Here is a 23,195-nt window from a genome sequence, read left to right on the forward strand (position 1 = left end):
GCCTGTCCGACCTCTGATACCCCTCGCCACCCGCACGGCAGCAAGGAGTGACCGCAGGCCATGCATGCGTCCCTACTGACCCACGGAAGCTACCGTTACTTCTGGATCGCCCTGGTCCTCGCCCTGGCGAGCCTGGTGGCCTACCTGTGGCATACGCCCGAGGGGGCGCCGCCGAACGGCGGCACCTGGCTCGGCTATACGCTGGGGACGATCGGCGCCCTGCTGATTTTCTGGCTCACCTGGTTCGGCGTGCGCAAACGCCGCTACGGCTCGGGCAGTGGCACGGCCGTCGGCTGGCTCTCAGCGCACGTCTATCTTGGCACCAGCCTGATCCTGATCGCCTTCCTGCATTCCGGATTCCAGGTTGGCTGGAACGTCCACACCCTCGCCCTGGTGCTGATGCTGGGCGTCATCTTCTCGGGCTTCTTCGGGGTTTACGCCTATCTGCGCTACCCCACGATGATGACGCGCAATCGCGAGAACGCCACCCGCAATGCGATGCTCGACGAGATCGTCGAGCTTGACCAGAACGCCCTGACGCTCGCCGACGCCGTCGACCCGAAGATCCATTCAGTCGTGTTGCGCTCGATCGAACGCACCCGCCTCGGCGGCGGCGTATGGATGCAGCTGACCGCGCGCGACGACTCCGAGGCGGCCCTGTCCAGCCTTCGTGCCGCGGCCACCGCCCGCGACAAGGAGCTCAAGAAGAAGAACAGGGCGGAATCGAAGACGATGTTCGCGATGGTCGACTTCCTGTCTTCCGAGACATCGACGGACAAGCAGGCCGAGGCGCTACGGAAGCTCATCGACCTGCTGACCCGCAAGAAGGCCCTGGCCGGTCGCGTGGCCAAGGATATCCAGCTGCAGGCGCTCATGGAGATCTGGCTGTACGTGCATGTCCCGCTCAGCATCGGCCTGCTGGCGGCACTGGTCGCCCACATCGTGTCCGTCTTCTTCTACTGGTGAGGTGATCCATGCGCTGGTTAGTCCGCCGAGTTCACCGCAAGGGAAAAGGTCAGGTCAGCTACGAGGACGACATCCACTTCGGTGATGTCCTCACCGTTGGCCGCGGCGCCAGTCAGGCGGTCTTCCTCACCGACATGCGCGTCGCACTCGAGCACGCGAAGATCACCTCGCTGTCCAAGGGCAAGTACCGCGTCGAATCGCTGATCGAGGCGGGGGTGCGGATCAACGGCGGCATCGTCCACCAGGCGACCTGCGCGGCCGGTACCCAGATCGAGCTGGGCGGCTTTCGCCTCGAGCTGCTGGAACCGCCCGAGGACTACGACGCCGCGGTCGAGATCAGCCAGATCGACAAGAGCGAGCAGGCCGCGGAGATCCAGCGCAAGCGCCCACCGACGTCACTGGCCGAGACCAGGCTCTCCAAGCGCGGGCCGGCCTGGGCCCTGTTCATCGCCATCTTCCTGCTGTTCCTGGTGCTGCCGGCAGCGTCCCACTACTCATCCGGATTGTCCTCGCTGCTGCGCGGGTCTCCCCTGCCCTCCCGCGATGCGTGGATGGCCGGAGAGCTGGCCGGGGCCCACCATTTCTTCCAGAGCGAATGCAGCGCCTGCCACAGCGAGGCCTTCGCCTGGGTCAAGGATGGCGACTGCCTGACCTGCCACGCGCTGACTCCGGCGCACGCCGACCCCGAGGTCTTCAACCTGCCGGAACTGGGTGACGCCCGCTGTGCCCACTGCCACCGCGACCACAACGGCAAGACCGCGCTGATCCGCGGCGACCAGTCATTGTGCGCGGACTGCCACACCGACCTCGGCACCAGGACCGCCGGCGCCAGCACGCTCGGCGAGGCGACCGACTTCGGAGAGGTGCACCCCGAGTTCAAGGTGTCCTTGCCGCGCTGGGACGCCCAGGGGGTGTTCGCCCCCGAGCGGGTCACCCTGGCGGCTGACCTCAAGGAAGGTTCGGGCCTCAAGTTCCCCCACGATGTGCATCTCGACAAGGAGGGCATCAACGCGCCCTCGGGCCGACGGGTGCTGGAGTGCTCCAGCTGCCACGTGCCGGATGCCGGCGGTGCGATCATGAAGCCGGTCGACTTCGAGAGCATGTGCCAGGACTGCCACGCCCTGAGCTTCGACGTAACCGAGCCGGAGCGACAGGTGCCGCATGCGCGGATCACCGAGATCTTCTACATGCTTGACGAGTTCTATGCCCGGCGCGCCCTCGAGGGCGAGGTCAAGGACGAGTCGGCGCCGGTCTCGCTGCGCACCCGCCGCCTGCCCGGGCAGTCGGTCCAGCCCCAGCAGCGCCAGTTGGCCCTGACCTGGGCCCGCGACAAGGCCCGCCAGGTCGGCGAGAGCCTGTTCACCGGCCGCGCCTGCACGGTCTGCCACGAGGTCAGCCCCGGAAGAACCACCGAAGAGCCCTGGGCGGTCGCGCCCGTGCGGGTCTCCGGCATCTGGTTCCCGAAGTCCCGCTTCGACCACGCCAGCCACACCACCATGACCTGCGCGGGCTGCCATGCCGCGACCACATCCAGTTCCAGCGAGGATCTGCTGCTGCCCGACATCGCCAACTGCAGGCAATGCCACGCCGGCGACGAGGGCGGGCACGACAAGCTCGAATCCGGATGCATCACTTGCCACGGATACCACGAGTCCGATCACCTCCTCCAGGTTGACCTCCAATGACCCGCATTCCGTGCCAACGGTTTCCTCTTGGACCTGCGACGAGTACGCTGCAGGCCAGCGACGCCACTAGAACCTTGGGGAGGGTTCCAGCCATGGCCCACGTACGCCGCGCCAGCCTGGCGCTCTGCATCGCCGCCCTCGTGTCCGCCTGCAGCGGCGGCAGCAACACCGGTGAAACCACCGGTACAGCGCCGCCGCAGCCCGGCGAACCGCAGGGGTGTACGGGCAGCTGCGTCAACGCAAATTCCTTCCTGACCCCGGGCGATGTCCGCAAGATCGTCGGCCAGGCCGTGGCAGAGGCCTCGGCACGGAACGCAAGCGGCGTGATTGCCGTCGTCGACCGTGTCGGCAACGTGCTCGGCGTCTATCGCATGAACGGCACCCGGGTAACCGTGCGCGTCGGCACACAGCGCGGCGTGGTCGGTGGGCTGGAAGGCCTTGGCGTGCCTACCGAACTGGCCGCCATCGCCAAGGCGATCACCGGTGCCTACCTGTCGTCCGAGGGCAACGCATTCTCGACCCGCACCGCCAACCAGATCGTCCAGGAGCACTTCAATCCCGGCGAGTTCAATGCCCCGTCAGGACCGCTGTTCGGCGTGCAGTTCAGCCAGCTCAGCTGCTCGGACCTGATGCTGCGCTCGCCGCTGACCAGCACGGGCCCGGGCCCCCACCGCTCGCCACTCGGGCTGTCGGCCGACCCCGGCGGCTTCCCGCTGTACAAGGACGGCGTACCGGTCGGCGGCATCGGCGTCTCGGCAGACCCGGACTACGGGCTCGATCCGACGATCAGCGACCTCGACCAGGACCTCGACGAACTGATCGCCACCGCCGGCACCTTCGGCTTCGGTGCCCCGCTCGACCGCCGCGGCGACCGCATCACCGTCGACGGCAAGACCTTCCGCTTCAGCGACGCCCAGTTCTCCGACCTCAGCGCCGCGCCCGGCGCCACCGGCAACCTCGACACCGCAGGTAGTTTCACCGCGGTGCCGGCCTACACCGACGGCGTGGTCAAGGCCGGCACCGTGTTCGGCACGCCGGGCTCGGGCTACGTGCCTGCCGGATCGCTCTACCCGGGCCGCGACGCCTTCGTCCTGGTCGGCGCCGACGGCGCCAACCGCTTCCCGCCCCGCGCAGGCACCGACGGCGCGGGCGCGATCACCGCCGAGGAAGCCCGGGTGGTGGTGGACGAGGCGCTGGCCATCGCCAACGCCGCCCGCGCGCAGATCCGCCGTCCGTTCGGCACCCAGGCCCGGGTCAGCATCAACGTGGTCGACACCAATGGCGTGATCCTCGCCTTCGGCCGAACCCGCGACGCACCGATCTTCGGCACCGATGTCTCCCTGCAGAAGGCGCGCACCGCAGCCTTCTATTCCGGCGCGTTCGCCGCTGCCGATCTCAACAGCCGTCCCGAGGTCGCCTATTTCGCCGGCGCCCTGCTGCCCAGCGAGGCCGCACCGGATCGCTTCAACCTGACCGTGGTCGACCGGGTGCAGATCTCGGAGTACGTGACCCGGGTGCGCGAGTTCACCGGCAACGCCAGCGCGTTGGGTGACGGCGCCTTCGCCTTCAGCGACCGCGCCGGCGGCAACCTGTCCCGTCCGTACTACCCGGACGGGATCATCAGCCCGCAATCGGGACCGTTCTCCCGCCCCTTCGACCAGTGGAGCCCGTTCCACGACGGCATCCAGCTCGACCTGGTCTACAACCAGCTGGCCCTGCACGTCGCGCACTATGTCAACCAGCTCGGCCTGCCGATCTTCCTCGAGGGCCAGCTGCTGGTCGGCGCGCCGCGACCGGGCTTTCCGACGCCGCTGGCGGATCCGCCACCGGGCAGCTGCACCGGCCTGCAGCGGCTGGCGAACGGCATCCAGATCTTTCCCGGCAGCGTGCCGATCTACCGCGGAAACCAGCTGATCGGAGCAATCGGCGTTTCCGGCGACGGCATCGACCAGGACGACATGATCTCCTTCCTCGGCGTGCACAACGCCGGGCTGCGGCTCAACACCGGGCTCGGCAATGCGCCGCGCGAGATCCGCGCCGATCAACTCGTGGTCCGCGGTGCACGCCTGCGCTATGTGCAGTGCCCGCAGTCCCCGTTCATCGGATCCGACCAGCAGAACGTCTGCGAAGGGAAGTGAGATGAAGACCTCGATCCTCCACCGCGCCCTGCTCATCGCCTGCGCCGGCAGCTGCAGCCTGCCGGCCGCCGCCTCCGAGCCGCTGACCAGCGATGCCCTTGGCGCGATGCCCATCTGGATGAGCTGGACCCACCTCGTGCCAGGCGTCACCTACGATCCTGCCACGGCGGTCATCCCGCGCCGCCGCCCGGGCCATCCGCCGCCGACGCCCATCGTCGAACCGGATCCGCAGAATCCCGATGCGATCAATCCGGCGCCGGTGGACGCCGTCGGTGGCTTCGTGCCCCTGCCCGACCGCTGGCGCATCATGGAGGCGCTTGGCTTCAAGTTCCCCTGGTACGACCCCTACAACCAGAACATCTGGAAGGGGGACAAGCCGATGAAGATTCCGGGGCTGAAGGGCAAGGACTGGTTCTTCTCCCTGCTGGGCATCTCCGACACCATCATCGAGCCGCGCTCCATCCCGACGCCGGTTGGCCCGCAGGCGAGCCAGGACCCGGACTCGCTCGACATCTTCTCCGGCATCGACCAGACGATCTTCGCCCAGACCTTCCTCACCGGCATCATCCTGTTCAAGGGCGATACCGTGTTCAAGCCGCCGGCCCACGAGTTCCGGCTCACTCTGGCGACCCAGTACAACCGCGTGGAAACCCAGGACGTGCGCGCCCTGCTGATCGACCCGCGCGGCGGTCGGATCCGCGAGGACAGCTTCGTTGCCGTGCAGGAACTGTTCTACGACAAGCATCTGCGCGACGTCTCCGACCGCTACGATTTCGACTCGCTGCGCATCGGCATCCAGCCCTTCTCCACCGACTTCCGCGGCTTCCTCTTCCAGGACCTGCAGTTCGGCGTGCGCCTGTTCGGCAACCGCCTGAACAACCGCGCCCAGTACAACCTCGCCTGGTTCCGCCGGGTCGAGAAAGACACCAACAGCGGCCTCAACGACGTCTTCGAGGGCCTGCGCGACGACGACGTCTTCGTCGCCAACTTCTATTACCAGGACTGGCCGGTGCTGGGCTTCATCTCCCAGGGCACCATCGTCCACAACCGCAACCGCGAATCCGAGTTCACCTTCGACGAGAACGGATTCATCGCCCGTCCGGCCTCGCTCGGAATCGAGCGCCCGCGCGAGTACGACGTCACCTACCTCGGCTACAACGGCGACGGGCATTTCGGGCGACTGAACCTCACCGTCTCGGCCTATTACGCGATCGGCGACAACGATGCGGTGTTCACCCGCAACGAGAACGATGTCAGCGCCGGCTTCTTCGCCGCCGAGGCCGGCTACGACTTCGACTGGATCCGCACCCGCCTCTCGGTGGCCTGGGCCTCGGGCGACGACGACCCCTTCGACGACGAGTCGAACGGCTTCGACGCGATCTTCGAGAATCCGATCTTCGCCGGCGCCGACACCAGCTACTGGATCCGCCAGAACATGCCGCTGATCGGCGGCGGCGGCGTGGCGCTCACCGGCCGCAACTCGATGATTCCGACACTGCGCTCCTCCAAGGAGCTTGGCCAGAGCAACTTCGACGGCCCGGGACTGCGCCTGGTCGGCGTCGGCGCCGACTTCGACCTGACGCCGGAGTCGCGCGTCTCGGTCAACCTCAACCAGCTCTGGTTCGACGAGACCGCCTCGCTGGAGCTGGCGCGCAACCAGGCGACCATCGACCGCGAGATCGGTCAGGACCTGTCCATCGCCTGGATCTGGCGCCCGTTCATGACCCAGAACGCCGTGATCAGGCTGTCGGCCGCCGGTCTCAATCCCGGCGATGGCCTCAGCGACCTCTACGGCGACGACGACATCTACTACTCGGTTCTCGCGAACCTGGTGTTCACCTTCTAGGGACCCAGACCATGCAGGCGACCATCCAGCATCCTCGCACCCCCGAATCCGTTGCACGCGGCGCCCGCCGCTGGCTCGTCCTCGCCGCTTGCCTGCTGGCCTGCGTAGCGCAGGCCGCGGAGGAAAAGCCGGTCGAGCGCGAGTACACGACCCACGCCCCGGCGCCGGCCTACCAGACCCAGGCCGAGGCCGATGCCAAGTCGGCTGGCTGCGTCAGCTGCCACACGGCGACCGACCAGAAGACCATGCACCGGAACCCTGCGGTCATCCTGGGCTGCACCGACTGCCACGGCGGCAATGCCCAGGTGCAGTCGCCCTCGCCGGGCAAGGTCTACCACCGCCACGTGATCGGCTCGCAGAACCCGCTCGAGAAGGTCGAGTACCCCAAGCACAAGTACCCGCACGTCGACGTGCCATACAGCAGCGAGTACCTCGGAGCGATGGAGGCCGCCCACGTCCTGCCGCGCTACCCCGACCGCTGGTACTACCCCGCCTCGCGCAATCCCGAAGGAAGCTTCGCGCATCTGGCTGCCGAATCGCCGGAGTTCGTGCGCTTCATCAATCCGGGTGACCTGCGCATCGCCGACGAGGCCTGCGGCGCCTGCCATCTGCCGATCGTCAACGCGACACGGACCAGCATCATGGCCACCTCGGCCATGCTCTGGGGCGGGGCCAGCTACAACAACGGCATCCTGCCCTACAAGCGCTACATCCTCGGCGAGTACTACACGAAGGAAGGACGCTGGGGGGCCATCAACAATCCGGTCGAAGTCACCGAGGAAATGAAGAAACGCGGCATCCTGCCCTCGCTGACCGCGCTTCCGGCCTGGGAGGTGATTCCGCCGGCGGACGTCTTCCGCGTCTTCGAACGCGGCGGCCGGAACATCAACAGCACCTTCCCCGAGACCGGCCTGCCCAATTCGCTGGGCCAGATCCAGCGCCTCGAAGAGCCGGGCCGCCCGGACATCAAGCAGTCCAACCGCGGCCCCGGTACCGGTGCGCGGATCGCCGTGCCGGTGATCAACATCACCAAGACCCGCCTCAACGACCCGCACCTGTGGTTCCTCGGCACCAATGACAACCCGGGAGACTTCCGCTCTTCGGGCTGCACCGCCTGCCACGTCATCTACGCCAACGACCGCGACCCACGACACTCGCTGCAGTACGCCAAGTTCGGCAACGAAGGCTTCACCCAGCAGGCCGACCCGACCATCCCCCGAAATGAGCCCGGCCACCCGCTCAAGCACGAGTTCACCCGGCAGATCCCGACCAGCCAGTGCATGGTCTGCCACATGCACCAGCCGAACATGTTCCTCAACAGCATGCTCGGCTACACGATGTGGGACTACGAGCCGGATGCGCCCTCGATGTTCCCCACCGAGGAGTTCACCCCCACCGACTCGCAGATCCGCGCCATCAATGACCGCAACCCGGAAGAGGCGGCGATCCGCGGCAAGTGGGCCGATCCGGAGTTCCTGAAGACCGTTGCCGAACGCAATCCGGACATGACCGCGACCCAGTTCGCCGACTACCACGGCCACGGCTGGAACTTCCGCGCCATCTTCAAGCGCGACCGCAAGGGCAACCTGCTCGACAAGGAAGGCAACCTCATCTCGCGCGAGGATCCCAAGCGCTTCGAGAAGACCGTCCACATGTCCTCGATCCACGTCGACATGGGCATGCAGTGCGTCGACTGCCACTTCCAGCAGGACGGCCATTCCAATGGCCACATCGTCGGCGAGGTGATGGCCGGCGTGGAGATCATGTGCCAGGACTGCCATGGCACGGCAGACGAATACCCCACCCTGCGCACCAGCGGACCGATGGCCTCGAAGGCCGGCCGGAACCTGGCGCTGATCCGCAACCCCGATGGCAAGCGGCGCTTCGAGTGGGTCGGCGGCGAGCTGATCCAGCGCTCGGCGGTGGTCGAGGGCCTGGAGTGGAAGATGACCCTGATGAAGGACGTCTCTTCCGAGGGTCACGCCGCCTACAACGCCAAGGCCGACCGGGCCCACACCATGTCGCGCAACACCGATACCCTGGAGTACGGCGTCGGCGTGGCCAAGGAAGACCGCGCGCATGGTGAGGACACCATGCTCTGCTACACCTGCCACACCTCCTGGACGACCAGCTGCGGCGGCTGCCATCTTCCGATCCAGGCCAACTGGAAGACCGACCGCAAACACTACGAGGGCAAGGAAACGCGCAACTACGCGACCTACAACCCGCAGGTTGCGCGCGACGACATCTTCCAGCTCGGCATCCACGGCGAGATCAAGGACTACAAGATCGCCCCGGTGCGTTCCACGTCGGCACTGGTGCTGTCGTCGACCAACTCGAACCGCGAGCGGATCTACATCCAGCAGCCGCCGATCGCGGCCAGTGGCTTCTCCTCGCAGGCCTTCGCCCCGCACTACCCGCACACCGAGCGGCGCGGCGAGACCAAGCAGTGCACGGACTGCCACCTGTCCAAGAACAATGACAACAACGCGATCATGGCCCAGCTGCTGCTGCAGGGCACCAAGTTCGTCGACTTCCTCGGCTTCAATGCCTGGGTCGGCGGCGAGGGCGAGATCAGCGCCATCCCGGTCACCGAATGGGACGAGCCGCAGGCGGTCATCGGCTCCTACCTGCATCGCTACGCCTACCCGAAACGCTACGCCGACCACGTCGCCCGCGACCGCAAGCTGCCGGACGGCTACAACCACCGCACCGGCGACAGCGTGGGCTGCCTGCAGCACCGCGGCGAGTACCTGTTCGTCGCCGAGGGCCGCAAGGGCATGCAGGCCTATGACATCGCCAGCGTCGCCAACAAGGGCGTCTCGCTGCGCTTCATCACCGCGCCGTTCTCCGAGCTCGGCCACGACACCCAGGTCGAGTCGCGCAATGCGACCTGCGTCGCCCTGCCGACCACCCAGCCGATCGCGCCGGAGCGCAACCAGGGCGAGCTGATGCGCGAGATCAACCTCGAGCAGCCTTTCCACCCGATCTATCACTACGCCTTCATCTCGGACGCCGAGGAAGGCCTGATTGCGGTGAATGTGGACACGCTGGCCGATGGCGATCCGCGCAACAACCACCTTGACCGGGCAATGACCTGGAACGAGGGCGGCGTGCTGGATGGCGTCCGTCACCTGACCATCGCGGGGCGCTGGTTTTTCGCCTCCACCCCGCGCGGCGTCGTGGTGCTGGACATGAACGACCCGATGCAGCCGAAGTTCGTCGCAACGGTCGCCGTGGACGATCCACGCGCGGTCCAGGTCCAGTTCCGCTACGCCTTCGTCACCACGGCACGGGGCCTTGAGGTCATCGACATCACCCGGCCGACCGAACCGAAGCTGGTCGAAGGTGCCCTGGTGCCCCTGCGCAGCGCGCACAAGCTGCACGTGGCACGCACTTACGCCTATGTCGCCAACGGTGCCGAGGGCGTGGCCATCATCGACGTCACCCGCGCTGACCGTCCGACGCTCTACCAGATGTTCAACGCCGACGGTGCCATCGTCGATGCACGCGACGTCACTGTCGCCTCGACCAACGCCTCGCCCTTCATGTACGTGGCCGACGGCAGCGGTGGACTGAAGGTCGTCCAGCTGACCGCCCCCGATACCCAGCCCAACTTCTACGGCTACGCAGCGGAGCCGAGGCCCCAGCTGGTGGCCAGCTGGGCCACCAAGCGCCCTGCCCTGTCCCTCACCCGTGCGCTGGAGCGCGACCGCGCCGTGGACGAGAGCGGTGGCCAGATGGCGGTGCTGGGTCGCGTCGGCGCCCGGCCGTTCAATGCCGAGGAAATGAAGCGGCTGTACATGAACGACGATGGCAGCATCTGGACGGTCAGCGACGAGGTCGAAGGACCGACCGGCATCGAGTCCAAGCCGCTGCCGTTCCGACCCAACCGCGTCTGGGGGCTGCAGCCCGAGAATCACTCCGTGCTGGGCGATGCGACCCACGGTGAGCCGGAGCCGGCGCATCGCGGAGAAGCGCACGGAGAGGCCCACGGCAAGGACGGCCACGGCGCGCCGAAGCACCCGGAGTGATGGTTCGCGCGCGGCCGTCGCCAACCCGCTTCCCGACCCGGACGCGCTGACCGTGAGCCAGATCGAACGCCGCATCCTGACGCCGAGCCAGCTCAATGCGCTGGCCCGGTCCCTTCTGGAGGACAGTTTCGGTCTGGTGGAGGTGGAAGGCGAGCTGAGCAACCTCGCCCGCCCCGCTTCCGGCCATCTCTACTTCAGCCTCAAGGACCGCAACGCCCAGGTTCGCTGCGCCCTGTTCCGCCCGAAGAGCCAGTGGCTGCGCTTCAAGCCGGCCGATGGCGATCGCGTGCTGGCCCGCGGCAAGCTCTCGCTCTACGAGCCACGCGGCGACTACCAGTTGATTGTCGAGCACCTTGAGCCGGCCGGCGAGGGCGCCCTGCGCGCCGCCTTCGAGGCGCTTAAGGCGAAGCTGCAGGCCGAGGGGCTCTTCAGCACCGAGCGCAAGCGCCCGATTCCGGATCGGGTGGCTCGCCTTGGCGTCCTGACCTCGCCAAGCGGCGCCGCAGTGCACGATGTGCTCAGCGTGCTCAGGAGGCGTTTTCCCCTGGTCGAGGTCGAGCTTCTGCCGGTGCCCGTGCAGGGCACCGAGGCCCCGGGTCAGATTGCCCGGATGGTCGCCCGCGCAGACGCCAGCGGCCGCTACGACGTACTGCTGCTGACCCGCGGCGGCGGTTCGCTGGAGGACCTTGCGGCGTTCAACGACGAGGGACTCGCCCGGGCCATCGCCGCCTGCCGCACCCCCACCGTCAGTGCCGTGGGCCACGAGATCGACGTCAGCATCGCCGATTTCGTCGCCGACCTGCGCTGCCCCACCCCTTCGGCCGCCGCCGAGGCGCTGGTGCCCGATCGCAGCGTGCTGGCCCAGCGACTGCAGCGCGCCGAGCAGCGCCTGCAGGCCGCCGGCGCAAGACTGATGCGCGAAAGGGCCCAGCAACTCGACCGGCTGGCGCTGCGTCTTGAGGCCCAGCGCCCCCTGCGCCGCCTGCAGCGCCACGGCGAGCTGCTGGCACGCACCGGCGAGCGACTGCATTCGGTCATCGAGCTGCATCTTGGCCAGCGCCGGCAACGCCTGGCCCAGCTCGCCGGCCGGCTGCGCGGCAGCCATCCCGGGCGAGCTCTCGCCGCCAACCGACAACGTCTTGAGTCACTGCGCCGCGCCCTGCAGGGCAGCGTCGCCGCACAGGCCCGCACGCGCGCGCTGCAACTGGCCCAGCTCGGCCGCACGCTGGAAGCGGTCAGTCCGCTACAGACCCTTCAGCGCGGCTATTCGGTGCTGCGCAAGGATGGAAAGCCGGTCCGCGCCGCATCCCAGGTGCAGCCGGGCGACCGCCTGGAGGCGCAGCTGGCCGAGGGCAAGCTGGACCTGCGCTCGCTCTGAAGCAAGAGATCGAAGAAGAACCCACTACCGCCAAGGCGACGGAATGCCCTTCGCCCATCATCCCAGGGGAGAGATCATGAAAGCATCCGACTTGTTCATGCGCGCACTGGAGGCCGAGGGCGTCGAGTACATCTTCGGTATCCCGGGCGAGGAGAACCTCGACCTGCTGGAATCGCTGCGCACCTCCAGCGTCAAGCTGATCCTCACCCGCCACGAGCAGGGGGCCGGCTTCATGGCCGCCACATACGGCCGGCTGACCGGCAAGGCCGGCGTGTGCCTGGCCACCCTGGGACCGGGCGCGACCAACTTCGTCACCGCCGCGGCCTATGCCCAGCTTGGCGCCATGCCGATGATGATGATCACCGGACAGAAGCCCGTGAAGCTGAGCAAGCAGGGGCATTTCCAGATCGTCGACATCGTCGACATGATGAAGCCCCTGACCAAGTTCACCAAACAGATCGTTTCGGCGGACAACATCCCGGCACGGGTCCGCGAGGCGTTCCGTCGAGCCGAGGAGGAACGACCCGGCGCGGTCCACCTCGAGCTGCCGGAGGACATCGCCGATGAAGACTCCGACGCCATCCTGATCCCCAAGAGCCACTCGCGGCGCCCGGTGGCCGACGACAAGGCGATTGCCTTCGCCACCGAGGCCATCACCAATGCCAAGCGCCCGCTGCTGATGGTGGGGGCCGGCGCGAACCGCAAGACCACGGCCAAGATGCTGCGCGAGTTCGTCGACAAGCTTGGTATTCCCTTCTTCACCACGCAGATGGGCAAGGGCGTGGTCGACGAAACCCATCCGCTGTGGCTGGGCAATGCCTCGCTGTCCGACAACGACTTCGTGCACCGGGCAATCGACAAGGCCGACTGCATCATCAACGTCGGCCACGACGTGATCGAGAAGCCGCCCTTCTTCATGCGCAAGGGCCACCGCACGGTCATCCACGTCAACTACTTCGGCGCCGAGGTGGACACGGTCTACTTCCCGCAGGTCGAGGTCGTCGGCGACATCGCCAACTCGGTGTGGCGGATCAAGCAGCGCATGGAGCCTGCCTCGCACTGGGACTTCAGCTACTTCGACAAGGTACGCAAGGCGCTCAACGACCATCTCGCCGAAGGCGCCGAGGACGACCGCTTCCCGATCTACCCGCAGCGGATGGTCGCCGACATCCGCAAGGTGCTCGGACCGAAGGACATCCTCTGTCTCGACAACGGCATGTACAAGATCTGGTTCGCCCGTTACTACCGCTGCATGGAGCCGAACACCCTGCTCCTCGACAACGCCCTGGCGACGATGGGCGCCGGCCTGCCCTCGGGCATGGCGGCGAAGATGGTCTTCCCCGACCGCAAGGTGGTCGCGGTGGCCGGCGACGGCGGCTTCATGATGAACTCGCAGGAGATCGAGACCGCCGTACGGCTGAACCTCAACATGACCATGATCGTAGTCCGCGACAATGCCTACGGCATGATCAAGTGGAAGCAGGCCAACATGGAGTTCGCCAACTTCGGCATGGACATGGGCAACCCGGACTTCGTCAAGTACGCCGAAAGCTACGGCGCCCGCGGACACCGCCCCTCCTCCGCCGCCGAGTTCGCCCCCCTGCTGGAGAAGACCCTGCAGGAGCCCGGGTTCGACCTGATCGAGCTGCCCATCGACTATTCGGACAATGACCGCATCCTCAACCGGGAGATCAAGGAGCTGTCGGCGAAGCTTTGAGTTCTAGGGCTCAGGGCTTAGGGCTTAGGGCTTAGGGCTTAGGGTTCAAGGTTCAGGGTTCGGCCGCTGCGCGGCAACGGCGGCTTCGCCGCCTGCGCCTTCGCTCGGTCAGGGCTCAGGAAAGAGCAACAGGGCTGGTTCGGCTCGTCAACGATCATGATCAGAGATGGCTACCCACTTCGAGCAGCTGATTGCCTGGCAGAAGGCGATGGATCTCGCGGAGCAGACCTATGCGCTCACGGCCACCTGGCCGCCGCACGAGCGCTTCGGACTCTCCAGCCAGGCGCAGCGCGCCGCCGTGTCGGTGCCGGCGAATATCGCCGAAGGTCATGAGCGACGCAGCCGGAAGGAGTATCGTCGATTCCTCGCCATCTCCGCCGGATCGCTCGCCGAGTTGGAGACCCACCTACGACTGGGAGTCAGGATCGGCATTTCCGAAACCTCACGGACGGATGCGGTCCTCGACCTCTGCCGGGAGGTCGGACGCATCGTCCGCGGCATCGAGCGGGGCCTCGCCCGCTCTGCTGAGCCCTGAGCCCTAGCCCCTGAGCCCTCGCCAAGGAGATCACCATGCTGAAGGATACCTACCCCTACTACCTCGCCAACAAGGCCATCCACGCCAACCAGGATCTCGAGGTCACCGACAAGTACACGGGCAAGGTGGCCACGCGGGTGGCGCTGGCCAATTATCCGGTGATCGACCAGGCGATCGCTGCCGCCGCGGATGCGCAGGAGGCGATGCAGGCCTTTCCGCCGTACAAGCGCCAGGCGGTGCTGAACCATTGCGTCAAGCGCTTCCAGGAGCGCTTCGATGAAATCGCCATGGCGCTGTGCATCGAAGCGGGCAAACCGATCAAGGATGCGCGCGGCGAGGTGACCCGGCTCATCGATACCTTCCGGGTGGGCGCCGAGGAGGCTGTGCGGATCGGCGGCGAGGTGATGAATCTCGAAATCGCCGAGCGCGCCAAGGGCTATCGCGGCATGTGGAAGCGGGTGCCGATCGGTCCTTGCTCCCTCATCAGCCCGTTCAACTTCCCGCTCAATCTCGCGGCGCACAAGATCGCTCCGGCGATTGCGGCCGGCTGCACCTGGGTGATGAAGCCGGCCTCGCGCACCCCGATCGGCGCGCTGATCATTGGCGAGGTGCTGGCCGAGACCGACCTGCCGAAAGGTGCCTTCTCGATCCTGCCCTGCTCGCGCGACGGCGCTGACCTGTTCACCGAGGATGACCGCCTGAAGCTGCTCAGCTTCACCGGCTCGCCCGGAGTCGGCTGGGAGCTGAAGGCCAAGGCCGGGCGCAAGAAGGTGGTGCTGGAGCTGGGCGGCAATGCGGCCTGCCTCATCGACGCCGATCAGGCCGATCGACTCGATGCCGTGGTCGAGCGGGTCGTCTTCGGCGCCTACTACCAGAGCGGCCAGAGCTGCATCAGCGTGCAGCGCATCCTGGTCCACGACGCCGTCTACGATGCCTTCCGCGACAAGCTGGTTGCCGCGGTCAAGGCGCTGAAGATGGGCGACCCGAAGAACGACGACACCTTCATCGGACCGATGATCTCCGAGGGCGAGGCCAAGCGCCTGGAAGGCTGGGTCGAGCGCGCCACCCAGGGCGGGGCCAAGCTGCTCTGCGGCGGCAAGCGCGAGGGCGCGATGCTCGAGGCCAGCCTGCTCGAGGACGTGCCCTTCGACACCGAGATCAACTGCGAGGAAGCCTTCGGCCCGGTCGCCGCGCTGTACCGCTACAGCGACTTCGAATCGGCCCTGCAGCAGATCAACAACAGCAAGTTCGGCCTGCAGGCGGGGCTGTTCACCCACGACATACGCAAGGCCATGCGCGCCTGGGACGTACTGGACGTCGGCGGCGTGGTGATCAACGACGTGCCCAGCTGGCGCGTCGACAACATGCCCTATGGCGGGGTGAAGGACTCGGGCCTGGGCCGCGAGGGCGTCAAGTACGCCATCGAGGACATGACCGAGATCCGGCTGCTGGTGATCCGGGACTGAGCACGCCGCCCTGCGCGTCGGCGATCAGCCCGGCGCGGTGGGGGGCAATCTCAGGGTGATCTCGGTCCCCTGACCCGGCTGGCTCTCGACGCGGATCTGCCCCCCGAGCTTCTGGGTCACCAGGTTGTAGACGATGTGCAGACCGAGCCCGGTGCCGCCCTCGTTGCGCCGCGTGGTGAAGAACGGATCGAAGACCCGGCTGCGCACCGCCTCGGGCATGCCGACGCCGTCGTCACTGAGGCGGATCTCCACGCTGCGGTCATCCCTCGCCCGGCAGCGGATCTGCATGCGGCCCCTGCCATCGCGCCCGAAGGCATGCACCACGGCGTTCTGGGTGATGTTGGTAATCACCTGGCCGATGGCCCCGGGGAAGCTGTCGAGCACGATTCCGGGAGGACAGTCGACCTCCATGCTGATGTCACGCTGCTTCCACATGAGACGCAGGCTTTCCAGGACCTCCTCGAGGTAGGCGGCCAGATCGAACTCGCGACGGCCATCGGAGGTGCGGTCCACCGAGACCTGCTTGAAGTTGGCGATCAGCTGCGCGGCACGCTCCAGATTGCGCTCGATCATCGCAGTGGACTCCGACACCGTGCCGAGGAAACGGTCGAAGTCAGCCCTGCGCAGCTGGCCGGCTTCCACCTGGCCGCCCAGCCGCCCGCTGGCGTCGCGCAGCACGCTGCTGGCGGTGAGGGCGACACCCAGTGGCGTGTTCACCTCGTGGGCCACGCCGGCGACCAGCTGACCGAGCGCCGCCATCTTCTCCGAGCGGACCAGCTCCTGCTGGGTCTCCTCCAGCTGCTGCAACGCCTGCTCCGCGTGGTTCTTGGCCTCCTCGAGTGCCCGGGTGCGGCTGTCGAGTTCGCGCGTGCGCGCGGCCACCTGCACGGTCAGCCAATCGTTGCGCCGGGCCACGCTGGCCAGGCGCAGGCGATGCAGGAACCACAGCGCCACGATGGCCAGGCCCACCAGTGCGATGCGCGCCCACAGCGTCTGCCACCAGAATGGCGGCACCTGCAGGTGAAGGGAGCGCGGCTCGCTCCACTCGTTCCGGTTGCCGCTGGCCATGACAAGGAAGCGATAGCTGCCCGGCCGGAGTCCCGTGTAGGAGGCCAGCCGGCGGTCGGCGCCCACCTCGGTCCACTCGGTTTCCAGCGGATCCAGCCGGTAGCGGTAGTGCGTGCGCGCGGCGTCGACGTATTCCGGACTGGCGAACTGGATCTGCAGGCTGCGCACGCCGCCGCGGGGCAGCATCACCGACTCCCCTGGCCCCGAGTTGCCCAGCCCACGCCCCACGGACAGCTCCCGGCCATCGGCCTCGAGGTCGGAGATCAGCGGTACCGGGGGCAGCTCGGCGTGAGACCCGGAAATCCTGGACGGATCGAACAGGGTGAAGCCATCCATGCCGCCGAAGGCCAGGCGACCGTCAGCAAAACGGGCCGACGCGGCATTGATGTAGTCACGCCCCAGCGTGCCGTCGCCGCGATTGAAGTTGCTGAACTCGTCGCTTCGCGGATCGAAGGCCGTCAGCCCCGAAGCGCTGCTCAGCCAGAGCACTCCGTCGGGGGCGACCTCGATGGACTTCAATGCGCCGTCGGACAGCCCGTCGCGCGAGTCGAGCATGCGGAAGCGGGCGGAGGCGGGGTCGCCCTCCTCCATCCGCAACTCCGCCAGCCCGCTGCCATTGGTGGCGATCCAGGCACGACCATCGGCACCTCGCGCGAAGGCCATCGGGGCCAGTGGCAGCCGCGGCGACGGGCCGGGCGCCGAAGCCGGGCCAAGTGCGTGACGGTGCAGCAGCGCACCACTCTCGGCGTCGAACCAGTACAGGCCGTCGTAGGCGCCGAGCAGGACCATCCGCTCGTCGAAGCGCTCGATGAAGGTGATCACGCGGGCAATCGGATGCTGCGAGTAAACCTCGCGAAACTCGCGGTCGAGCACCGCGAGCCCGAAGGGATCCACTGCCGTCCAGACCCGGTCGCCAACGAGCAGCATGCGCCGCAGCCGGCCCTGAGCCAGAGAGCCGGGCAGGACCCGGTCCTCGAACGCGCCGGTGGCTGGATCAAGAATACGCAGGCCGGTGGCGCGTCCGAACCACAGTCGTCCGTCGACGGCGAGCGCGCAGTAGTAGATCTGTTGGTCCTGACCCGGGCTCACTTCCCACAGCCTGCGCTGCCCGGTGTCAAAGCCGTACAGGCCACTGCCGGTTCCGATCCACAGGTCATCACCGTCGGCCGCCAAGGCGATCGAGGAGGGATTGCGGAAGCCCACCGTCGCCGCAGTTTCTGCGGTGAAGCTGGCGAAACGGTTGTTCTCCGGGCTCAGCCAGGTGATCCCCTGGTTCCAGGACCCCACCCAGAGCGTGCCGTCGGCATCCTCGAGTATGGCCGCCACCACGCCCCCGCCGAGCCCGGTGCTGCTGAGCCGGCTGCTCCGGTAGCGAACAGACTCCACGATCTCGCCCTCCTCGATCCGCAGGCCGTCGAGACCATCCTCGCTGCCGACCCAGAGTCGGTCCTGCCGATCGACATATACCGAGCGGACCAGCGGCGAACCCAGGCTTCGGGAGCCGCTGGCCACCGGAAGCTCCCTCCACCCGCCGCCCTCGACATCGCCCATCACCACGCCGCGCTTGTCGAGGCCCACGAACAAGCGACCCTGGCGATCGAGCACGATCGAGGTCACCGGCGCGCCGGGATGCGGGAAACCATCGAGTGGAACAAGACGCGCTGTATCGACGTCATAGCGCGCCGGTCCGGCATTGGTGCCGACCCAGAGCACGGAGCCCGACCCGCTGGTGATGCTGGTGATGCGGGCATCCGGCAGGCCTGCCGCCGGGTCGCCACCCGGCGGCCAGTGTTCGAAGCGATCCGCCTCGGGATTCCAGCGGGCGAGACCCGCCTCGGTACCGGCCCAGAGCCGGCCCTCGCGGTCCCGGTGCAGGGCCAGGGTCAGGTTCGAGCGCAGTCCCTCCGGACGCGAGGGGTCGACGCGGAAGGTGACGAAGCTCTGGTCCTGCGGCTCCCAGCGGCTGATGCCCTCCAGGGTACCGACCCACATGCGCCCTTCCTCATCCGGCAGCAGGGAAGTGATGTAGTTGTCGGCGATCTCGCCACTGCCCTCCCCGCGCGGGCTGAACACACGGTTCCGATAGCCGTCGAACTGGTTGAGCCCGTTGAGCGTGCCGATCCAGATCCGGCGCTCACTGTCCTGGGCGAGCGCGAGCACGCTGCTCTGTGACAGGCCACGCTCCGCATCCAGCCGCTGGAAGCGCGCCGCCGCGGGGTCTACGAAGGTCTCGGCCATGGCCAGCGCGGGCAGCCAGAGAAGCGCGAGGAGCAGGAAGCCCGGCCAGCGCGGGCCGCGAGGCCGCCCCCATTCCCCCGACGCGGCACCGGGTGCAGTCATCGCGTATCGCTCGGACTGCGGGGCAGCACTCATCCGTTGAGCCTCCGGGATCGGGCGGTCACCGGCCTCGGCCAGTGCGGAGCCCCACGTCGCGGAGCCCCTGGAAGCTAGGGTGCACTTGCGCCGCGCGCGCAGGCAACCCCGGAATTCCCCTTGCGACGTTTCAGCGACCATGGATTCCTCTATTCTTCCCTCTCCGGGCGTGGGTGCTGCAGCCCTCAGCCGACCCGCTTTGCTAGGATTCGCCCTGGCAGCGGTGCCGGAGGCCACTCCCCGCTGCCGAACGAGCGATCCAGGCCCCGAGACTCGGCGAGCGGCAGTGAGCGAAGCGGACAGCGACGAAGACCTGATGCTCGCCTACGCAGCGGGCGATGCCGCGGCCTTCGACCGGCTCTACCAACGGTTCCGCAAGCCGCTGTTCGGCTTTCTGCACCGCGGCCTGCAGGATGCATCGATGGTCGAGGAGTGCTTCCAGGACGTGTGGACCCGGGTGATCAAGTCGCGGCGCAGCTACCAGCCCAGCGCGCGATTCTCGACCTGGCTGTTCCAGATTGCGCACAACCGCATGGTCGATGTCTGGCGCCGACAGCGCCCCAATGACTCGCTGGACGAGATGCTCGACGAGGGCCCGGGCCTGCCCGACACGGCCGATCCCTCGCCCGAAGCCAGCGCGGATGGGTTCCAGCAGCAGCGCCGCCTACGCGACGCGCTGGCCCGGCTGCCGCTGGAGCAGCGCGTCGCGATTCAGCTGCGGCTGGAGCGCGAGCTGTCGCTGGAAGAGATTGCCGAGGTCACCGGCAGCGGACGTGAGACGGTGAAATCGCGGCTGCGCTACGCGATGGACAAGCTGCGCCAGCATTTCGCGGGAGGCAGCCCATGAGCGGAGCCGATCGGCTCGACCAGGAAGAGGCCCGCTGGGCCGAGGCGCTGCGTGGACTGCCCCAGCCGGGGCCATCCGAGGCGCTGGACCGCAGGGTGCTGGCCGCGGCCCGCGAGGCGGTTGCGCCGCGCCGGCCGCGTGCGCGGCGCTGGCACTGGGGGGGCGCCGCCGCGGCCGCCCTCGTCCTGCTCGCAGTAGCGCCACAGCTCTGGCGCCCGGGCGGCCAGCTGGCCCCCAGCCTCGAGGAGGCCCCCTTCGCCCCGCAGGAGACCATGAGCGACGCGGCCGGCGCACGCGAAACCGCCGGCGAGGCTCTCGAATCCGAACCCCTGGGCCGAGCCCGCTCGGAGGCGCCGTCGATGCAGGCAGCGCCCCCGCCACCCGCTGCCCTAGCCCCTGCGGCTTCCCCGCCCGCCGCGCCGCCCGCCGCGCAGAAGATCGCTCCCGAGCGCCGTCAGCAGGCTCCCACCGAGCTCGCCGAGGACGTGGCCATCGACCGCGTCACCGTCACCGGCTCGCGACTGAAGTCGACCGAGGCCGATGAGCGTGCAGATGCCGCGGAGCCTGCCCGGGCGGCAAAGCCTGCACCGGCCGGTTCGGCACGCCTCGATCCGCAGACCGTCGAGCTTCGCCTCGATCGCATCCGTCGGCTGCGCGCCGACGGGGACGACGATGCCGCGGCGCGCGCGCTGCGCGAGCTGCTCAAGCTGCAGCCCGGCCTCGAGGTCCCGGAAGACCTGCGCGACCTGCTTCCGGAGACGCCTCCCTGATCACCCTCGCCTCGCCTCATTCGCTGGAACTGGAGGTCAAGAAGAGCCGTTTCCTCGCCACCGCCGTGCCGCTCGACGAGGGCCTGCCGGCCGAGGAGGCCCTGGCCTCCGCCTGCAGCGCAGATGCCCACCACAATTGCTGGGCGTGGCGCTTCGCGGATGCCTACCGCAGCTTCGACGACGGCGAGCCGGGCGGCACCGCGGGCCGGCCGATCCTGGCCGCCATCGACGGCGCCGGGCTGGACCAGGTTCTGGTCGTGGTGGCGCGCTGGTTCGGCGGCGTCAAGCTCGGCGCCGGCGGTCTGGTCCGAGCCTACGGCGGGGCCGCAGCCGAATGCCTGCGCCAGGCACCGAGGCGCGTGGTCGAGGCGCGAACCCGATTGCGCGTGGAGGCCGGCTTCGAGCAGGTCGGCATGCTCTATACGCTCGCGGCACGCTTCGCTGCCGAGGTGATGGACGAAGAGCATCACAGCGGCGGCGTGCGCTGGGAGCTGGACCTTCCGGCCGACCGGGCCGGCGATCTGGTCGCCGCACTGGCCGACGCCACGCGTGGGCAGGCACGGATCATCGATGATGGGCACTGAGTCCACCGCGGCCGACGCCACGCCACGCCCGCGTCCCTGGCAGACGCTGGCCGCGCTGTGGCCCCTGCTCAGCGAGCAGCGCCGTTTGCTGGCCCTGTGGCTGGGCTTCCTCGCCCTGTCCTCGGTGGCCACCCTCAGCCTGCCGGTGGCAGTGCGTTACATGATCGACCGCGGCTTCGCCGGGGACGATCCGTCCGCCATCGACCGCTGGTTCCTCGGCCTGTTCGGGGTTGCCGCCCTGCTGGCCGTGGCCACCGCGGGCCGCTTCTTCGCGGTCAGCCTGCTTGGCGAAAAGGTCGTCGCTGCGCTGCGCCGCCGCCTCTATGACCACCTGCTTGCGCTGGACATCGCCTTCTACGACCGCAGCCGAAGCGGGGAACTGGTGTCGCGGCTCTCCGCGGACAGCGAGCAGATCCGCTCGATGGTCGGCTCCAGCCTGTCGATCGCCCTGCGCAGCGTGGTCACCCTGCTCGGCAGCGCGGTGATGCTGGTCGCGACCAGCCCGCGCCTGGCCGCGATGGCCATGGTCGGCATCCCGCTCGTGGTCCTGCCCATCGTCCTGTTCGGCCGCCGCGTGCAGGCGGTCTCGCAGCAGAGCCAGGAGCGCATTGCCGAGGCCAATGCCCGGGCAGCGGAGACCCTGTCCGCCATGTCCACCGTGCGCGGATTCGCCCGCGAGCGTTTTGAATCACAACGCTTCGCCGAGGCCGTCGAGCGCGCCCTGCGTACCGCGCGCAAGCGCATCCGGACCCAGTCGCTGCTGACCGCCAGCGTCATCCTGCTCGTGTTCGGCGCGATCACCGCCGTGCTCTGGCTCGGCGCCAAGGACGTGGTCGCCGGGCGGCTCAGCGCCGGAGTGCTCAGCCAGTTCGTGCTGTATGCGGTGCTCGGCGCCGGCTCGGTCGGCGCGCTCAGCGAGGTCTGGGCCGAGGTCCAGCGCACCGCCGGCGGCCTTGCCCGCATCCGTCAGCTGCTGGACGAGGTGCCCGCGGTGGTGGCGCCGCCGCAGCCGCAGGCGCTGCCGGCGCGGCTGCGCGGCGCGGTGAGCTTCCGCGACGTCCGCTTCTGCTATCCCTCACGCCCCGATCAACCCGCTCTCGACGGCTTCTCGCTTGATATCGCCGAGGGCGAGACGGTGGCCCTGGTCGGCCCATCGGGCGCCGGCAAGAGCACGGTGCTGCAGCTGCTGCTGCGGCTCTACGATCCACAACAGGGCGAACTTCGCATCGACGGCCTGCCCCTGGTCGAGATTGATCCCTCGGCACTGCGCCAGCAGCTGGCGGTGGTGCCCCAGCACCCGGTGATCTTCGCCGCCAGCGCACGCGACAACATCCGCTATGGAGCCCTGGAGGCCGACGATGCCGCGGTCGAACAGGCCGCGCGCCTGGCCGAGGCGCATGGCTTCCTCTCGGCCCTGCCCGAGGGCTTCGACACCTGGCTCGGCGAGCGCGGCGCACGGCTTTCCGGGGGCCAGCAACAGCGCATCGCCATCGCCCGGGCTGTGCTCAAGGACGCCCCTGTGCTGCTGCTCGACGAGGCGACCAGCGCCCTCGACGCCGCCAGCGAGCAGAGCATCCAGCAGGCGCTGGAACGCCTGGTGCAAGGCCGCACCACGATCGTCGTCGCCCATCGCCTGGCCACCGTGCGCCGGGCCGACCGCATCGTCGTGATGGAGCACGGGCGGATCGTCGCCCAGGGCCGCCACGAGGCCCTGCTCGCGGCCGGCGGCCTGTATGCCGAGCTGGCACGGCTCCAGTTCGTCGACGGCTGAGGGCAGGCAAGGGTCTA

The 23,195-nt window shown here is 68.2% G+C and carries 14 protein-coding genes; 13 read left to right on the top strand and 1 reads right to left on the bottom strand.

What is annotated here, in order from left to right; translation table 11 throughout:
- Window positions 1–60 precede the first annotated feature (60 nt).
- The 9 genes from M0G41_RS05620 to M0G41_RS05660 all read left to right on the top strand — a co-directional run bounded on the left by M0G41_RS05620 (window position 61) and on the right by M0G41_RS05660 (window position 15,765).
- The gene (locus tag M0G41_RS05620; protein WP_248206280.1) at window positions 61–966 is read left to right on the top strand and encodes a cytochrome b family protein; all 906 of its coding nucleotides are present in this window, start codon (window positions 61–63) and stop codon (window positions 964–966) included.
- 8 nt (window positions 967–974) lie between these two features.
- The gene (locus M0G41_RS05625) at window positions 975–2,651 is read left to right on the top strand and encodes a hypothetical protein (RefSeq protein WP_248206282.1); all 1,677 of its coding nucleotides are present in this window, start codon (window positions 975–977) and stop codon (window positions 2,649–2,651) included.
- A gap of 92 nt (window positions 2,652–2,743) precedes the next feature.
- Window positions 2,744–4,789 carry a heme-binding protein gene (locus M0G41_RS05630; protein ID WP_248206284.1) on the top strand — a complete coding sequence of 682 codons (2,046 nt, stop codon included), beginning with the start codon at window positions 2,744–2,746 and terminating at the stop codon, window positions 4,787–4,789.
- A gap of 1 nt (window position 4,790) precedes the next feature.
- Window positions 4,791–6,635 (top strand): hypothetical protein, encoded by a 1,845-nt coding sequence (locus M0G41_RS05635; protein WP_248206286.1) that lies wholly within the window; start codon window positions 4,791–4,793, stop codon window positions 6,633–6,635.
- Between the two features lie 11 nt (window positions 6,636–6,646).
- Complete coding sequence (locus tag M0G41_RS05640; protein WP_248206288.1) at window positions 6,647–10,669, top strand: hypothetical protein; 4,023 nt, start codon at window positions 6,647–6,649, stop codon at window positions 10,667–10,669.
- Window positions 10,670–10,721: 52 nt separating this feature from the next.
- Window positions 10,722–12,047 (top strand): exodeoxyribonuclease VII large subunit, encoded by a 1,326-nt coding sequence (gene xseA, locus M0G41_RS05645; protein WP_248206290.1) that lies wholly within the window; start codon window positions 10,722–10,724, stop codon window positions 12,045–12,047.
- A gap of 73 nt (window positions 12,048–12,120) precedes the next feature.
- A complete protein-coding gene (locus M0G41_RS05650) occupies window positions 12,121–13,764 on the top strand; it encodes an acetolactate synthase large subunit (RefSeq protein ID WP_248206351.1) in 1,644 nt (547 codons plus the stop codon).
- A 166-nt stretch (window positions 13,765–13,930) separates the two neighbouring features.
- Window positions 13,931–14,299 carry a four helix bundle protein gene (locus M0G41_RS05655; RefSeq protein ID WP_248206292.1) on the top strand — a complete coding sequence of 123 codons (369 nt, stop codon included), beginning with the start codon at window positions 13,931–13,933 and terminating at the stop codon, window positions 14,297–14,299.
- Between the two features lie 35 nt (window positions 14,300–14,334).
- Window positions 14,335–15,765 (top strand): aldehyde dehydrogenase family protein, encoded by a 1,431-nt coding sequence (locus tag M0G41_RS05660; RefSeq protein WP_248206294.1) that lies wholly within the window; start codon window positions 14,335–14,337, stop codon window positions 15,763–15,765.
- 24 nt (window positions 15,766–15,789) lie between these two features.
- Here the strand turns inward: M0G41_RS05660 and M0G41_RS05665 are convergent, their stop codons facing one another.
- On the bottom strand, window positions 15,790–19,206 hold the full coding sequence (locus M0G41_RS05665; protein WP_248206297.1) for a sensor histidine kinase: 3,417 nt from the start codon (window positions 19,204–19,206) through the stop codon (window positions 15,790–15,792).
- 286 nt (window positions 19,207–19,492) lie between these two features.
- On the opposite strand from M0G41_RS05665, the gene M0G41_RS05670 reads away from it, so the two are divergent.
- The 4 genes from M0G41_RS05670 to M0G41_RS05685 are packed head-to-tail and all read left to right on the top strand — an operon-like array spanning window position 19,493 to window position 23,178.
- Complete coding sequence (locus M0G41_RS05670; RefSeq protein WP_343226464.1) at window positions 19,493–20,053, top strand: RNA polymerase sigma factor; 561 nt, start codon at window positions 19,493–19,495, stop codon at window positions 20,051–20,053.
- Window positions 20,050–20,823: a hypothetical protein gene (locus M0G41_RS05675; protein WP_248206300.1), complete on the top strand. Its 774-nt coding sequence runs from the start codon at window positions 20,050–20,052 to the stop codon at window positions 20,821–20,823. The genes M0G41_RS05670 and M0G41_RS05675 overlap by 4 nt, the downstream gene beginning before the upstream one ends.
- On the top strand, window positions 20,820–21,407 hold the full coding sequence (locus M0G41_RS05680; protein WP_248206357.1) for an IMPACT family protein: 588 nt from the start codon (window positions 20,820–20,822) through the stop codon (window positions 21,405–21,407). Before M0G41_RS05675 ends, M0G41_RS05680 begins: the two co-directional genes overlap by 4 nt.
- A complete protein-coding gene (locus M0G41_RS05685; protein ID WP_248206303.1) occupies window positions 21,397–23,178 on the top strand; it encodes an ABC transporter transmembrane domain-containing protein in 1,782 nt (593 codons plus the stop codon). The genes M0G41_RS05680 and M0G41_RS05685 overlap by 11 nt, the downstream gene beginning before the upstream one ends.
- Window positions 23,179–23,195 lie beyond the last annotated feature (17 nt).

Origin of the sequence: Pseudomarimonas salicorniae (assembly GCF_023156535.1) — a bacterium.
Classification (GTDB): domain Bacteria; phylum Pseudomonadota; class Gammaproteobacteria; order Xanthomonadales; family Xanthomonadaceae; genus Pseudomarimonas; species Pseudomarimonas salicorniae.

What these genes read in the sequence shown, in the direction of transcription:
- M0G41_RS05620 (WP_248206280.1), top strand. Translation starts at nt 61, where the DNA reads ATGCATGCGTCCCTACTGACCCACGGAAGCTACCGTTACTTCTGGATC.
- M0G41_RS05625 (WP_248206282.1), top strand. Translation starts at nt 975, where the DNA reads ATGCGCTGGTTAGTCCGCCGAGTTCACCGCAAGGGAAAAGGTCAGGTC.
- M0G41_RS05630 (WP_248206284.1), top strand. Translation starts at nt 2,744, where the DNA reads ATGGCCCACGTACGCCGCGCCAGCCTGGCGCTCTGCATCGCCGCCCTC.
- M0G41_RS05635 (WP_248206286.1), top strand. Translation starts at nt 4,791, where the DNA reads ATGAAGACCTCGATCCTCCACCGCGCCCTGCTCATCGCCTGCGCCGGC.
- M0G41_RS05640 (WP_248206288.1), top strand. Translation starts at nt 6,647, where the DNA reads ATGCAGGCGACCATCCAGCATCCTCGCACCCCCGAATCCGTTGCACGC.
- M0G41_RS05655 (WP_248206292.1), top strand. Translation starts at nt 13,931, where the DNA reads ATGGCTACCCACTTCGAGCAGCTGATTGCCTGGCAGAAGGCGATGGAT.
- M0G41_RS05660 (WP_248206294.1), top strand. Translation starts at nt 14,335, where the DNA reads ATGCTGAAGGATACCTACCCCTACTACCTCGCCAACAAGGCCATCCAC.
- M0G41_RS05665 (WP_248206297.1), bottom strand. Translation starts at nt 19,206, where the DNA reads ATGAGTGCTGCCCCGCAGTCCGAGCGATACGCGATGACTGCACCCGGT.
- M0G41_RS05675 (WP_248206300.1), top strand. Translation starts at nt 20,050, where the DNA reads ATGAGCGGAGCCGATCGGCTCGACCAGGAAGAGGCCCGCTGGGCCGAG.
- M0G41_RS05685 (WP_248206303.1), top strand. Translation starts at nt 21,397, where the DNA reads ATGGGCACTGAGTCCACCGCGGCCGACGCCACGCCACGCCCGCGTCCC.